This window comes from Paenibacillus nasutitermitis, from assembly GCF_014641075.1.
Classification (GTDB): Bacteria; Bacillota; Bacilli; order Paenibacillales; family Paenibacillaceae; genus Paenibacillus_Z; species Paenibacillus_Z nasutitermitis.
Genome location: NZ_BMHP01000001.1, coordinates 1,496,251 through 1,510,411, shown reverse-complemented (window position 1 = coordinate 1,510,411; position 14,161 = coordinate 1,496,251). Strand labels below are relative to the sequence as shown.

The 14,161-nt window shown below is 49.8% G+C and carries 11 protein-coding genes; 3 read left to right on the top strand and 8 right to left on the bottom strand.

What is annotated here, in order from left to right; genetic code table 11:
• The first annotated feature begins 126 nt into the window (after window positions 1-126).
• Window positions 127-1,413, top strand: coding sequence for a hypothetical protein (locus IEY46_RS06445; protein WP_188990242.1), 1,287 nt, complete (start codon window positions 127-129; stop codon window positions 1,411-1,413).
• Window positions 1,414-1,581: 168 nt separating this feature from the next.
• Here the strand turns inward: IEY46_RS06445 and IEY46_RS06440 are convergent, their stop codons facing one another.
• The 6 genes from IEY46_RS06440 to IEY46_RS06415 all read right to left on the bottom strand — a co-directional run bounded on the left by IEY46_RS06440 (window position 1,582) and on the right by IEY46_RS06415 (window position 9,540).
• The gene (locus IEY46_RS06440; RefSeq protein ID WP_229750103.1) at window positions 1,582-2,568 is read right to left on the bottom strand and encodes a GNAT family N-acetyltransferase; all 987 of its coding nucleotides are present in this window, start codon (window positions 2,566-2,568) and stop codon (window positions 1,582-1,584) included.
• Window positions 2,569-2,572: 4 nt separating this feature from the next.
• Window positions 2,573-4,183: a response regulator transcription factor gene (locus IEY46_RS06435; protein ID WP_188990239.1), complete on the bottom strand. Its 1,611-nt coding sequence runs from the start codon at window positions 4,181-4,183 to the stop codon at window positions 2,573-2,575.
• A gap of 25 nt (window positions 4,184-4,208) precedes the next feature.
• On the bottom strand, window positions 4,209-6,023 hold the full coding sequence (locus IEY46_RS06430) for a sensor histidine kinase (RefSeq protein ID WP_188990237.1): 1,815 nt from the start codon (window positions 6,021-6,023) through the stop codon (window positions 4,209-4,211).
• Window positions 6,024-6,205: 182 nt separating this feature from the next.
• Complete coding sequence (locus IEY46_RS06425; protein ID WP_188990235.1) at window positions 6,206-7,576, bottom strand: ABC transporter substrate-binding protein; 1,371 nt, start codon at window positions 7,574-7,576, stop codon at window positions 6,206-6,208.
• Between the two features lie 180 nt (window positions 7,577-7,756).
• Complete coding sequence (locus IEY46_RS06420; protein ID WP_188990226.1) at window positions 7,757-8,605, bottom strand: carbohydrate ABC transporter permease; 849 nt, start codon at window positions 8,603-8,605, stop codon at window positions 7,757-7,759.
• Entirely contained in the window at window positions 8,605-9,540 is a 936-nt protein-coding gene (locus tag IEY46_RS06415; protein ID WP_188990224.1) for a carbohydrate ABC transporter permease, read from the bottom strand. Before IEY46_RS06415 ends, IEY46_RS06420 begins: the two co-directional genes overlap by 1 nt.
• A 177-nt stretch (window positions 9,541-9,717) precedes the next feature.
• On the opposite strand from IEY46_RS06415, the gene IEY46_RS06410 reads away from it, so the two are divergent.
• Window positions 9,718-10,335: a TVP38/TMEM64 family protein gene (locus IEY46_RS06410; RefSeq protein WP_188990222.1), complete on the top strand. Its 618-nt coding sequence runs from the start codon at window positions 9,718-9,720 to the stop codon at window positions 10,333-10,335.
• Between the two features lie 87 nt (window positions 10,336-10,422).
• Here the strand turns inward: IEY46_RS06410 and IEY46_RS06405 are convergent, their stop codons facing one another.
• Both IEY46_RS06405 and IEY46_RS06400 read right to left on the bottom strand, forming a co-directional pair.
• Complete coding sequence (locus IEY46_RS06405; protein WP_188990220.1) at window positions 10,423-11,460, bottom strand: Gfo/Idh/MocA family protein; 1,038 nt, start codon at window positions 11,458-11,460, stop codon at window positions 10,423-10,425.
• A gap of 16 nt (window positions 11,461-11,476) precedes the next feature.
• The gene (locus tag IEY46_RS06400) at window positions 11,477-12,328 is read right to left on the bottom strand and encodes a sugar phosphate isomerase/epimerase family protein (RefSeq protein ID WP_188990205.1); all 852 of its coding nucleotides are present in this window, start codon (window positions 12,326-12,328) and stop codon (window positions 11,477-11,479) included.
• A gap of 136 nt (window positions 12,329-12,464) precedes the next feature.
• Between IEY46_RS06400 and IEY46_RS06395 the strand changes: the two genes are divergently transcribed.
• Window positions 12,465-13,361: a helix-turn-helix transcriptional regulator gene (locus IEY46_RS06395; protein WP_229750102.1), complete on the top strand. Its 897-nt coding sequence runs from the start codon at window positions 12,465-12,467 to the stop codon at window positions 13,359-13,361.
• Window positions 13,362-14,161: the final 800 nt, after the last annotated feature.

Here is a 14,161-nt window from a genome sequence, read left to right as displayed (position 1 = left end):
TAGACCAAATCGTGTAAAAAACATGTGCTTTGGTGAATGTCCTTTTCATCCTTAATCCGCTAATCTTATGGGTAATCGCCTCATTATCGGGCGTCACTATATATGCACGAGGAGGAATATTGCGCCATGCTGGATCCATTTATGGGCATCAAGGATTGGGACAAAGTCGGGCTGTCTGTCGCCGAATCGGCTGAACGGCTGCGCCATATCGCTTATTTTGACAGAAAAATCATGCGGATTGCCGCAGGTCGGATGATCGCCTGTCCGGAATATGAGATCAAAGGCATTCTGGCCCGCGTGTCATGGCTCGACGCCGTGCATCATGATCAGCTTCGCGGCCGCTGCAAGCAGCTTCGTATGGGGTCGTCCGCGTTTGACAAAAGTCCCGGCCCCGTGCTGGATGCTCTCATGAACGCGGTACTCGACTCCCCCGGCACACTGGAACTGCTGAGTGCCCTTTTTGAGGTTATTAAACCGGCTCAGATAGAAGCAATCAGCCGGTATATGGAAGCGGCCCAGCCTATCGTAGACCAGCCTACGCTGCATATCCTCCGACACCAGCTTCTCGACAGAGAGGATGAAATCGCCTGGGGCCGGGAAGCGATCGCCCATCTATCCTCATCCGCCGGCAAGGATGAGCTTGACTTCCTGCAGCAGCGGAACGTTTATCTAGCAAGGCTGCTGGCCGCAGGCGGTGGCGCGGATGGGACCGGACCAGCCGCGGAAATGCCGGATTCCGACGAATTCCTCACCGATCCTTTTGTCCTGCCGGACCATAGTCCGCGCGACAGCCGCTACACGTCCTCCGTCACCAAATTCAAGGACATCCATTTTGAAGATAGTGACGAAGGGCGCTTCAAAATGATGATGTACTCCCGTTACTTCGAGATGTCGCCGGCCGAAGGCGTTGCTTATGTGCTGTTTGAGACAACTGGCCGACCTTGGGCTTTCTACCTGGATACTGCCCGGCATTTATGGGATGAAGTCCGGCATTCCTGGTTCGGCGAAGCGGCGCTGCGGAAGCTCGGTTATGATGTGTATGAAGCTCCCAACTGGATCGGCTTCTATGAAGTTTCCAAAAACCTGTTCGGTCCCGAAGAAGCATATGTGCATCTGACAGTCGCGATTGAACAGGCGGCTATGAAGTACCCGCCGGGCAAGCGGGAGGAATGGGAATTCGCCCGGGATACCGCTAAAGACCCGTTAATGACCACCTTTCAGGATTTCGATTGGGCAGATGAAGTCGTTCATGCAGGCTTCGGCAAGAAATGGGTGGTGGATACGGCTTATGAAGGCAATGTGGAAGCGGCCCGCAAGGATGCCGATCTGACCTGGGAGAGAAGGAACCGCTTCATGGGGCAGGCCCCTGACCGGAAAATCATCCCCCAAAGCCCGTTCGCCGGAAATTATTGAACGTCCAGCTATAAGAGTTGCCGCAGAAGCATACGCACCATAAACGGTTTAATTCTTCCCATAGAAATTTCAGAAAATTATTTTACCAGAAGCCTGGCAGGTCTTCCTCCAGTTCCAATTTGGAGGGGCAGGCCGGGCTTGTTAGTGCCGCAGCGCTGGTCGACAGGTTTACAGATGTTTGCTGTACAGGTTATAGGTACGCCATATGCGGTAGCCCATTTGTTCGTAAAAGGCGGCAATCGGCGTGGCGTCGATGACGATATTACCTATGCCGCGGCCGCGAAGGATACTTATGCCCGCCTGGACAATAGCCGCGCCATAACCTCTTCCCCGATAGGCGCTGTCTATGCCGAGCGGCCCAACGCCTCCCAGCTCCCCCTCGAAAAGCGGCGACCAGTAAATATTTTGCGCAAGCAGCGGCGAAGCGGAGTCATTGATACGACAAAATCCGATCAGCTCCCCAGCCTTTTCCATCACGACGAACTCCCGCCCACTCCCGCCTGCTTTCCAATAATCACGCGTGGAATAATCCCATCTTCCCGGAAAATGCTCATGCATGAAGCGCTGGATGCGCCCATGCTCATCCTCCCTCAGCAAGCGTATGGAAATATCTTCGAAATCCGGCGTCACAACAGGTTCATCCTTCCGGTACTGGCACAGCAAGTCCTGCAGGCTGCCCGTACAGCGGTAGCCTTTGCTCTCGAACCAGGCGGAAGCTGCCTGGCTTGGTACGGGCAGTCCCGGGAACAGCCGCCTGTGCAGATCATTGCCCAGATGAACGTCGACTACGCCCGCCTCCCTTAGAGCCTGTTCCGCTTTATGAAGCAGCAGGCTGCCAATCCCCTGCCTCCGATAGTCGGAATGGACAAGCAGAACGCTGATCCAGCCCCCTTCGGAAGGAAAAGAAATGCCCTCCGACGGGTCGTTCCATGTTTTGGCAACGACAAAACCGGCAAGCCGGTTGCAGCTTTCATCTATGGCTGCCCAGGAACCCGCAGCAGATACATTGCGGTCTTCCGTCCAGCTTTGACGAAGCAGCTGCGGGCGCATGGGAAATTCGCTCCCCAGTTCGTCATTCCACAGGCTTGTCGCAGCCTCTAACTCGATGTTCGCGATGGGTATGAGTTGTACCATGACCGTGTTGATCCCTCCCAAGGTATCAAGCTCCTCTATATTCACCAGGTGTTGTGCCAGTATGCTTCTTGAATAGCTTGGTGAAATAGCTTTTATTATCGTAGCCCAGCTGCTCGGCGATTTTCTCCACACTGATATTGGTTTTTCCCAGCAGTTCTTTGGCCCGCTCCATTTTGGCAAAGGTGACATAATGAATGAAGTTGTCACCGGTTTCTTTTTTGAACAGACGGCTGAAATAGCTGGAGTTGATGTGCAGCATATCCGCTACTTCCTCAAGCGTGATTTTCAAATGGATATGTTTGGTTACATACTGCTGCGCTTCCAGAATTTCCGAACGTCTGGATTGGCTGTAAATCAACCGTACAAGCGGCAGCCGCTCGCGGAAGAACTTCCGTATCCAGACAACCAGCTCGTCCATTGTGCTGATTTCTCCGATCGCCTTATGGAGCACTTCCATGGAAAAGGTGGTCTGGTAATGCTGCAAAACCTGCAGTCTGGATTGGATGTCATAAAGGATCTTTAGCGTCCATTCCTTGACCATTTCCGGAGGATGACGGCTGCTGCGGATCAGCCCCATCCAGTGGAGTACTAGCTCATCCAGCTTCTCCTCATCTTCCTCCAGAAACGCATCGCGGATTTCACCTGAAGCGTCCGCATAATGCTTGTATAAATCTTCACTGGTAAACCCGGCTAGCGCAGCATCATTATAGACGCCGCCTTCAACCAGATAGAAACGCTGCGACCCGGCACTTGCAAGCAGCCGGGAAACTTCGGTGCCCAGCGTTTGCGGAGCGTTTCCTGCACGGCCGAAGATGCAGGTCGTGACGGCGCCAAGCTGGTTTTTAAGCTGCACACAAAGCTCCTGAATGAGGGGACTGAACGTTTCATAGGCATTTTCCTTTAATGTCCGGCGATAGGGGAGCAGAAGGATATATTCCCTCTCATGGTTAGGCAGGACAAGAACACCTGGCTGCGTCTGCAGCAATTCTTCGACCGCGGCCATGAGTGCCACCATCATCGGCGAATCCTGCAGATATTGTTGAGGTAGCTCTACGTCCCGATTCATGTAGCACATGACCGGCAAATAGTTTTTGCCCTGCATTTCGATGCCATGCCTCTGCGCCTCCAGGATCCATCCCGGACTACCGGTATTCCCGGCAGGCTGCAGCATCCTATGGAGCAGTTTTTGTTTGAACGCCCATTCATTCTCGACATTGATGCTTCTGATATTGTCCATCTGCGCAGAGAGCTGTTTCTCATGATCAAGCTCTCTCCGCAGTCTGGACAACAGCTCGCACATTTGGGATTGGTTCATCGTTTCCTTCAGCATATAATCATGCACCTGCAGCCGGACTGCTTTCTGGGCATAGCCGAAATCATCCATGCATGATAATATGACAACGCGGATATCCGGCTTGAGCTGCTTTAGCTCTGCGATCAGTTGAATGCCGTCCATCTGCGGCATGCCTATGTCGGTTATTACCATATCCGGAGGATGGATCACCGCCTTCTCCAGAGCGACGGCTCCGTTCTTGCAAGCGGAATGGAGTTCAAGTCCCAGCTCACGCCACGGGATCATGTTGGAGAGAAACTCCAGCACCGGGAAATCATCGTCCACCAGCATGACGGAATACATAGCCGCTCACCCCCTTGTTGCATGATTATTGTGAAATACGGATGGGGACGTTGATTTGCAGCATCGTCCCGATACCAGGCTTGGAGTCAATAGATAGCTTAAATTGACGGCCGTATAACAGATACATCCGCTCATAGACATTGGACAGTCCGATGCTCGACAGCTTTGCAGACTGCACGGATGGACTCGCATCACGGACCCGGCTCATCTCCTGACGAAGCAACTCAAGCTTTTCATAAGCGATCCCTTTTCCATTATCCTCAATCCGGATCGCGAGCAGCGTGCCTGTCAGACGGGCGCTGATACGAATCCGGCCTGCGCTCTGATCCAGGCCATGAATATAAGCGTTTTCAATAATCGGCTGAAGGAGGAACCGGGGAATCGGAACAGCCAGGCAATCCGATGCCGCATTGATTTCAAGATCCACTTTCTCAAGCTGCCGGAAATTAAGCAGTTCTACATATTTCTCCACGATATGCAGTTCCTCGTGCAGCGGCATACATTCGTCGTCCCGCTGGATAGTCATGCGCAGCAGACCCGATAACGACGATAACAGCTCGGCATTCTCATGGTCGCCTCTCATCAGAATGCGAAGTCGGATGGAATTCAGAATATTAAAGAGAAAATGCGGATTGATCTGGGCTTGAAGCATGGCCAGCTCCGCTTTGCGCTTTTGCGTTTGCTCTCTGGTAACCTCCGCCATCATCCATTCGACGCTTTCGAGCATCTGGTCGAACATTTTTCCCAGATGACCGATTTCATCCTGTCCCCGGATATTGGAGCGGATCGACAGGTTTCCGCCTTCCACCTGCGAAGCGACTTGTCCGAGCTTCATAACAGGTTTGGTAAACTGCCGGATCATATAAATAAATAGAATGAGAAAAAGCAGCACGGCTGCGATCTGGATCACAAAGCTAAGCCTGTAAACCGTATGAATCTGATTGACTGCTTCCTTGTAAGGCTTCAGACTTACCAGCTCATAGCCGCCGAACGGCAAACTGTGCCTGCTCAGAAGAAACGCTTCCTTATCGTATTGAACGATGCCGGAATCCGGATTCATTTCCTTTCTGCTGAATACAAATGGGCTGCCGATCTTCCTGGTATCCTTGCTGGCGATGATCGTACCTTGCTCGTCGAGCAGGAGCGTTTCCTGCCGCTCGTTGCTGTCGTGATAGAAGATTTGGCTCAATTGGTCTTCCCGTATGCTGACAATTAGATAGGCATAGGTTTCATTGGTGGACATACGCAAATTACGCGCGATGGCGATGGAGAAAGGGTCACCCGACCGGCCGGAATCATGAGGGCGTCTTATCAAGCCTACCCAATCCACTTTAAAGGCCGGAAGTTCCTTTACCCGCTGCATCCAAGGTTCATGGACAATTTCGGAAGGCTTGAATGCATCGTCCAGATTCGGCGTGTTGGTAAAATATTGGCCTTCGGTCGTCATCAGCGCGATCGTTACGTTATCCATGGCATAGGCGATATTTTCGAGCTTCTTGTTAATATAATATTTGGCCGATAATGTATCCTTCGCATAATCCTGCTGGTTGGAGCGGCTGCGCTGCCAGATTTCCTTCAAGGATATATTAATATCATTCTCAAACAGGATCGAATTGGAGATGCGGATCATATTATCGAACAAGCCTGAAATATAAACATCCGTCAGTTCAAGCGCTTTTCGCTCATTGTCCACAACCTGGGCACGGACGATATTTCTTGTTAAATAATCGCTTGCCCACAAGGTCAGCAAAGAAGGCAGCAGCAAACAAAGCACGGAAGTAACGACAAGCTTGTAACGCAGACTCCTTCTCCAGCTTTTATTGCGGAAATAGCCGGCCATGATTACCCCCTGTTGCAATGGATTACAGATCGTGTTTGCAGGCATGGCCCATATAATGATGGAAGCAGCAGCCGGATGAAATCTGCTTTAGTCAGGAAAAGCATCCTTTCCCGAAATCGGCCAATCGCATTGGATCGGGAAAGGATGCCAAGCTTATCTTATTCTAACATAGAAACCAGATCTTATTTGTTGGCATCGGCGACTTTTTGCAGAGCCGCATTGGCGTTTTTGATCGTGGTCTCCAGGTCCTGCTGTTTGAGAATAAACTTCTCCGCTTCCTTCACATAAGCCTCATCCAGCTCGGATTGAAAAGCCGGCGGTATCGTCATAGGGGCTGTCGGGCTGTTCTTGATGACATAGGATAAGGAATCCGCATCGATTTTGTCCGGACTTTTTGCTTTCTCTTTGACAGCGGCAATAAATTTATCCACATCCTGTTTTTTCCAGGCAGAGTAGCCATTGTTGATCTCTTCCCCTTTGGTTGTATACCAGCGGATGAAATCATAAGCAGCCTGCTTCTGCTCCGACTTGTTCAGTACCGCCATAAAGTTGCCGTTTGCCGGGCTCAGTCCGGAAGGGGCGTCCGCCGAATTGGACGGCATGGGCGCAAACGCTGAAACAAAATTTGCCGGAAACTCTTCCGTTCCGCCAGCATCGGTGATCATCCAGTTGCCTGTCACAATCATCGCGGCCTTCTGGGAGAAATAAACCGAACGGTAAGCGAGCTTCTGGGAGATCGTATCGGAATAAGGAATCGCGCTTTTGTCCACATTCTCCGCCTGATCGCGAATTTCAAGCGATTTACGGATTTCTGCGCTGTCAATTTTCAGCGCGCCGTTGTTGATGAGATTATTGTCCTTCGGCTGATTAATCAGACCCAGCTCAAAGTACATCGGCCAGGAGTGGAAGTAGGTGCCGAATACTTTATTTGCCCCCTCCCCGTTGGACAGCTTCTTCGAATATTCGAGATACTCGTCCCAAGTCCATTTTGTCGGAATCGGCAATCCTGCTTTATCCAGCATATCCTTGTTCAGGAGGACAAAATAATTCTCATACGTATCCGGCAGCGCGTAAACCTTGCCGTTAATGGAAGGATCGACAATATATTCATCTGCCAGGGTAATGCCTTCAGCCGCAATCATATCATTGAGCGGCGCAAGCAGATCCAGACTGGCCCGTTTGGAATAATCGCCGGTTCCCGGCAGGAATGCGACGTCGATTTTATCGCCGGAGGCAACCAGCAGATCAAGCTTCTGCATGCCTGCAACAGAGTCGGAATTGTCAACGAGCGGCATATATTCCACGGTCACATTGGATTTCACCTTCTTGTACTCTTCAATCAGCGGCGCGATTTGTTCCCCTGGCGACCAGCCTACCACCTTAATCGTAACGGCTTCGTCCACAGGTTCCGTACCCGAATTCGCGGAATTAACCGGTTTGCTGGTGTTGGCCGGGTCTGGATTCGCATTGTTGTTTGTATTGCCGCCGCAGCCAGCCAATAAGCCTGCTGCAAGCGCAACCATAACCGAGATCCCCATTGTTTTCTTTACCATATGAATCCTCCTCAGATCGTTCTTGTGAAATATAAATCCTTTATCGCCACATTCCTATATGAAATGTTGACTGTGCACTAATGCTAACATCCGGCCTTTAATTAAGAAGCAAATAAATATGACTGTTTTAAAATTATTTTTACTTTCTTAACATCTCGGCTCAGCCTCGCGAGTTTTTCCTTACCCTTTAACGCCCCCAAAGCTGATGCCTTCAATGACATGCTTCTGACCGATAATAAATACGATTAACAGCGGAATAATCGCCGAAACGGAAGCCGCCATGATTAAGGAATAGAACTGACCGTTGCGGTCCGCAAAGGCATTCATACCAAGCTGGATGGTGAACAGCTTCTTATCGCTCAGGAAAATGAACGGAGTCTGGAAGTCATTCCACGTCCAGATGAAGCGAAGAATACCATAAGTAGCCAGCGCCGGCTTTACAAGCGGCAGCATGATCCGGGTAAAAATCGTAAAGTGCCCCGCCCCGTCCATTTGGGCCGACTCCATGAATTCAGTGGATATCCCCTGAAAAAACTGGCGCAGCAGGAACGTTCCCAGCACGCTGAAGCCTCCCAGCAGAATAAGACCCGTATGTGTGTTGTACAGCCCGACGGACCGAAACATTACGAACAGAGGAACCAGCGTCGCCTCGGTAGGCACCATATAGGTAGCCAGAATGAAGAAGAAGAGAATATTTCTCCCACGGAAATGGATCTTTGTAAAGCCGTAAGCCGCCAGAGCGGAAACTGCAACCGAGAGCAGCGTAGTCATCAAAGTAACCTTGACGGAGTTCCAGTAATAAAGGGCAAAATTCGCTTTGCCTGCCCATACGGCGCGGTAATTATCAATGATCTGCCAATGCTTGGGAATCCATTCCACCGGATAATTGAAAATATCTGCTTCCGGCTTGAAGGAGGAGGACAGCATCCAGATGAAAGGCAGGAGGAACACGATGCCGATGACGAACATGATGGCCGTCATGACGACTTTCCCTGTATTTCCTTTACGCGATCCAGCAATTTTGTCCATTACTCATGCACCCACTTCCGTTGCGCAATCCACTGCAGAAAGGTAATCAACAAGACGACGGCGAACAGCACGACAGCCATGGAAGAGGAATAGCCGGTCTTTAAATTGACGAAACCCTCCTGGAACATTTTGCTGACAATAACGGAGGTAGAATCGGCCGGACCTCCATCGGTGAGCACCTTAATGAGGGCAAACACTTTAAAGCTGCCGATAATGCCCGTAATAAGCAGAAAGAAACTCGTAGGCGTAAGCAGCGGGAAGGTAATGCTTTTGAATTTGCGCCATGTTTTTGCCCCGTCCATTTCCGCCGCTTCATAGAGATCTTGCGGAATGTTGTTGATGCCGGCGATATAGATAATAAGAGACACGCCCATGTCGATCCAAATCATCAGCATCATAACCGAAGGCAGCGCATAACGGGTATCCGCCAGCCATTTGGGGGGATTGTCCAAGCCAAGCGACATCAGCAGCCCGTTCACTGGACCGTATGACGGATGGAACAACACTTGCCATACGACGGCAACGGCCACTACGCTTGATATTTGCGGCATGAAAAAAATAATTTTGAAAAATCCCTGCGCATACACATGCTTGGTCAGAATAACCGCAAACAAGAGAGCGAAGGCCATGCCAATCGGAACGGCAAGGATGAGAAACAGATTATGGAGCAGCGTCTGGATGAAAGCGTCATCTTGAAACAGCTTGATAAAATTGCCGAAACCAATGAATCGAATTTTACTGTAACCGGTTACGAATGACCAGTCCGTGAAGCTTAAGGTGAACAGCATAATAACCGGAATCAAGGTGAACACGACAATCCCAAGCAGCATGGGACCTGTAAACAAATAGCCGGCGAGCGTTTCCTTTCTTCTTCTGGCGCTGCTTGTTCTGATCTTCGCACCCGGGACTGCCGCGCTCTTCTCCTGTAGCCCCATTTTATCGACCTCCAACTTTTCCAACAGATATCTTATTATAAGAAGCTTGCGAACCTATCCATAAGGCAGAATTATGACTGTTTTGTAATTTTTTTGACTATTGCATGCAATTGGCACATGCCAGCATGTACAATAAGGATAAGACATACCTTACGTACCGGCACAAAGGAGATCGCGATGAAATTCTGGCAAACCTTGCTGATCTATCTGATATCTGCTTTATTCCTGCTGGTCTACCGGCATGAAATAACCGATTGGATGATGTACAGCCGCCCTCCCTATCCGCTGATGTTTCTGATCACATTGGGATTCTTGCTCATTCCAGTAGTGCCTTTCAAAATTATCATCGGCTTGCTTGGCTACCTCTATGGTCCGCTCTTTGGCGCTGTTTTCAGCTGGGCGGCGGCATCGATCGCTTCCATTCTTGTTTATTGGGCGGTACGGTTCTATTTTCAGAAACAGGGCAGAAGCCTTCTAGGGAAATATAAACGGCTGGAGAAGTGGTCCGTGATGTTGGAGAAGAATCCGTTTTTGACCATCTTATTGGCAAGACTGATTCCTATTTTCCCGCAGGCTATTGTCAATATTTATCCTGCATTTCTTTCCATTCGTTTTCTTACCTTCGCTACGGCATCGACACTCGGTAAAATACCGGCGATCCTGGTCTTCTCCTATTTAGGCAAAAGTATGTTCACCGATCTGAATACCACCCTGCTTGTAGTCGGACTGTACGGGATTTTCCTGCTGCTGGTCTATATCGTTTACCGATTGTGGCTGAAAAACCGGCTTGTTTAATTGCAGTGTGCCGAACGCTTATCCTTATTAAGGAAAACAAAAAAAGGCGTTATCTTTCAACGCCTTTTTTTTTGCGGATATGCTTTTTTAGACCTTTGCCGTCGGCTCGATTTTGCCAAGTTCCACTGCTTCTCCGCCGCGGTCGGCTGAGAGAATTTCAGCTTCAAGAATCTCAAGCGATGCCAGCGTGCTCTGCGGCTCTGCAACAGTTATCGACGTCCCGTTGATAATGGATTCGACAAAATAACGGATTTCCCGATAATAGCCCATATCCGGCGAAAGCTCAGCAATAAAGCCGGGAGCATCGTTTGGATTAACCTTTACCTCATTGTTCTCGAACACCAGATTTCCGCCTTCAAAATTAACCCGGTATACCATGGAGAAACCGAAATCTCCCTGCAGCGTCCAGTCGCATTGAGCGTTGAGGACTTTGCCGTCTTCATAGCTATAATTCGTGGAGACGATATCATAACCGCTGCCAGGCACGATGTTTCGGCTTAGGGATTGCACCTTCTCCGGCATGCCGAAAATCCAGTTAATGACGTCTGTGTCATGAATATGCATATCCAGCATAGCACCCCCGCTTAGCTCCTTGACCCGGAACCAGCCCTCAGGGGTTGCACCGCCGCGGAAGAAATAACCGCCTGTTGCTGCGCCGAAACGGCCGGAATCAACCGTTTCCTTCAGATATTCATAAGCCGGCCAGAAGCGCAGACATTGCCCGATCTGTAATTTCTTGCCGCTTTGCTCCGCCGCCGCGATCATCCGCTTGCCCTCCACCGAATTCAGCGCCATCGGCTTCTCGCACAACACGTGGTAACCGCGTCCCAGCAGATCGCAGGTGATCTCGGCATGCAGATAAGTAGGAAGCGCGATGCTGACTATATCCAGCTGCTCGCTGCTCAGCATGTCTTCAATATCCGCGTATAAACGGTATCTTGACAAGTCGGTGATCTGGGTATCCGTCGCGATATTCCCTTCCACCTTCGCGTTCTTGAGTTCCTCGATCCGCAGATCGCAGATCGCGACCAGCTCTACCGGCACGCCTTCCGCCTGAAGCCTCACGTAATTTTCCAAATGCATATGGCCCATGAACCCGAACCCGATAAGTCCAACTTTCAGCATCTTGTGTTCTCCTCCTTTATGATCTAGCCGAACCGTTCAGAATCGCATCGATAGAACGGGACGTATTATAGATGATTTGCGTGGAATGATGCGTGTATGGAGGAATCATCTCCGCAGTGACATAATTGGTGTAGCCAATTTCACGGAGCGCTTCCACTACAGCCGGGTAGTTGACGTCGCCGGCCAGCAAATCGACAAACCCGACGAGACCTCCTGCTTCTCTGCGGTAGTCCTTGAAATGCACCTTTTTGATGCGGCTTCCCAGGATGCGTACCCAATGCTCGGGGTATCCGGAATACACGACATTGCCCACATCGAAGTAGGAACCGACATAGTCGGAGCCAACCGCATCAATGAAGCCCCGCATTTCCAGAGGCGACAGAAGGAATTTGTTCCAGACATTCTCGATGCCGATATGAACGCCCGCCGCTTCCGCATCGGCGGCCAATTCCTTGATTGCTGCCAGTGCGCGGTCATAGGCCACGTCATACGCCACAACGGGGTACCCCGGAATGAAGTCTACGCCAACCCCGCCTGGAATAACAAGAATCGCGTCTACGCCGAAGGCTCTGGCAACCTCCAACTGTTTTCTGCAGATGGAGATGGCTTTATTTCTTATTGCCTCGTCGTCGCTTGTCATCGCATAATCCCAATATAAGCCCGTTGCTAGTCCGCTAATTTCAATACCGGCGTCTGCGGCAAGCTGGCGGATTTCGCTGATCTTAGCATCCGTGATATCAAGTCCAAGCTCCCCGCTTTCCGTTAGCGCAAGTTCAATTCCGTCAAAGCCGGCGTCAGCAGCGATGCGAATGCATTCTGCAACGGGCATATCGCCGGGAAAAGACCAAATATTAATCCCTTTCTTCATACAATAATTCCTCCCGCCATGTATTTTTGGACAATAACGATTGCTGTGGTTCCTCATTTATGATAAAAAAGTATAAGTATCAAAGCTATTTTATCAATAGACCGTATAAAATTATTTAGCGAAAGGAGATTATTTTTTGGACAATTCCGGCCTCCTCAATCGTAACAAGGTCCCATTCCGTGATTGGTCTCCTAGTGTCCATTATGCCAAATTTCAGAAGATGCCCGAAGGCCCGCTTGAAGGAAGGCGGATCTATGATTTCGAGCTGCTTTACGTACGGCAGGGCCAGGCAGCGACCTGGATCGGCGGCGTTCGCCACGATATTGCCCAGGGACAGCTGTTGTTTATTCCGGCGGGCGTATATCACCGCAACGAAGTGCTTTCCGCCCATGCGCAGTTCATCGGGATCCATTTTGATTTCCAGGATGAATTGGATATTCACAGCGAGCCGGATATGGTCGTAAACGAAGCTGCCGTCCAGGAGACCAAATTCGGCGTTGAATCGGTTGCGGAAACGTTTGAGCCTTTATCCGGCAGGCTTGTCTATACGCCTACCCCCTTATGCGTCCAGCTCATGGAACAGGTGGTGCATGAGTTTACGATGCGCTCGCCAGCATATCAATTGATCTGCAAGGCGCTAATGCTGCAAATACTGGGACTGCTGCTGCGCTCGCAGAAAACCTATAATCCGGTCAATTTGCCGCTGCAGGGAGACCGGATTCTGGAAATCATGGCAGCAATGGAGAATGATCCCGCCGCTTCCTGGTCCAACCCGGATCTTGCTGCGAAGCTGGCCATGAATCAGGACCATATGATAAAGGTGTTCAAGAAGATCGCAGGCATGCCGCCGGGCGAATATGTCCAGATGCTGAGGCACCGGGAAGCGAGGCGGCTGCTGCGGGAGACGAATATGTCGGTCGGAGAGGTTGGCTCGACAGTCGGCTATCCGGATATTCATTATTTCAGCCGGTTGTTCCGCAGCAGCGAAGGCATATCGCCGAAGATGTACCGGAGCTTGTCGCGCATACTTTAGAGAAAGCTATTTTTGATTGATTTGTTTCACATGTTCTGCCCTTAATGCAGGATCAGAAATGTTTGCTTGCTGAATCCTTTCTATTAGAAGCGTCACATCGGCAGCATGTAGAACGGGTTCTTTCAGCAATGTCTTCAATCTTGTTATTTTTCTGCTAATAAACTCTGATAGCTCCGTATCGTAAACAACTAATTCATTGGATTCTATTTTTCTCAGTCCAGGATCAATGCTGAACCTGCAGCGCATCGTGAATGAGATCAACGATACGAAGGTCAAATCTTTATGATGAAGCGGATCGCAATGAAATCATTGCGCTAATCGGGGATTAATAACTCCATGTTCAGGACAGCTCGGCCTCAAATTAGTGGACATCTGAGCCAGGCAGACTGGAGGATTATGACGAGGAATGATCTTAAACCAACATTGATCTGAACCACTTTCCCCGACAAGGAAGAGTGGTTCATTCGCATTTATAATGAATCGTCGAGAAATGAAAATATTAATTCACTCCTTAAATGATTTTCCGGACTTTTCCGCTAACTCCCTCCTTTTCTTCACTATGAGCTTGTTAATAACCAAAAAAAGAATACACAATATTGCCAGGACAATAACCGTCCAGCGGATGACTGGCGTCATCAGCATATTCGTATACAAATGATCACCTCCTGTAACGTATTTTTATATTAATATCCATTATAAAGGTTTTTATTGTAAAAAAAACCTTTATTAAGTTTTTTTAAAAAAATAGTCGGAACGTAATGCTTCCAAGGACAGGGTAGCGATAATAAATGCAGGCAAAA

What these genes read in the sequence shown, in the direction of transcription:
- IEY46_RS06435 (WP_188990239.1), bottom strand. Translation starts at nt 4,183, where the DNA reads ATGTATTCCGTCATGCTGGTGGACGATGATTTCCCGGTGCTGGAGTTT.
- IEY46_RS06410 (WP_188990222.1), top strand. Translation starts at nt 9,718, where the DNA reads ATGAAATTCTGGCAAACCTTGCTGATCTATCTGATATCTGCTTTATTC.
- IEY46_RS06415 (WP_188990224.1), bottom strand. Translation starts at nt 9,540, where the DNA reads ATGGGGCTACAGGAGAAGAGCGCGGCAGTCCCGGGTGCGAAGATCAGA.
- IEY46_RS06420 (WP_188990226.1), bottom strand. Translation starts at nt 8,605, where the DNA reads ATGGACAAAATTGCTGGATCGCGTAAAGGAAATACAGGGAAAGTCGTC.
- IEY46_RS06425 (WP_188990235.1), bottom strand. Translation starts at nt 7,576, where the DNA reads ATGGTAAAGAAAACAATGGGGATCTCGGTTATGGTTGCGCTTGCAGCA.
- IEY46_RS06445 (WP_188990242.1), top strand. Translation starts at nt 127, where the DNA reads ATGCTGGATCCATTTATGGGCATCAAGGATTGGGACAAAGTCGGGCTG.
- IEY46_RS06405 (WP_188990220.1), bottom strand. Translation starts at nt 11,460, where the DNA reads ATGCTGAAAGTTGGACTTATCGGGTTCGGGTTCATGGGCCATATGCAT.
- IEY46_RS06400 (WP_188990205.1), bottom strand. Translation starts at nt 12,328, where the DNA reads ATGAAGAAAGGGATTAATATTTGGTCTTTTCCCGGCGATATGCCCGTT.
- IEY46_RS06430 (WP_188990237.1), bottom strand. Translation starts at nt 6,023, where the DNA reads ATGGCCGGCTATTTCCGCAATAAAAGCTGGAGAAGGAGTCTGCGTTAC.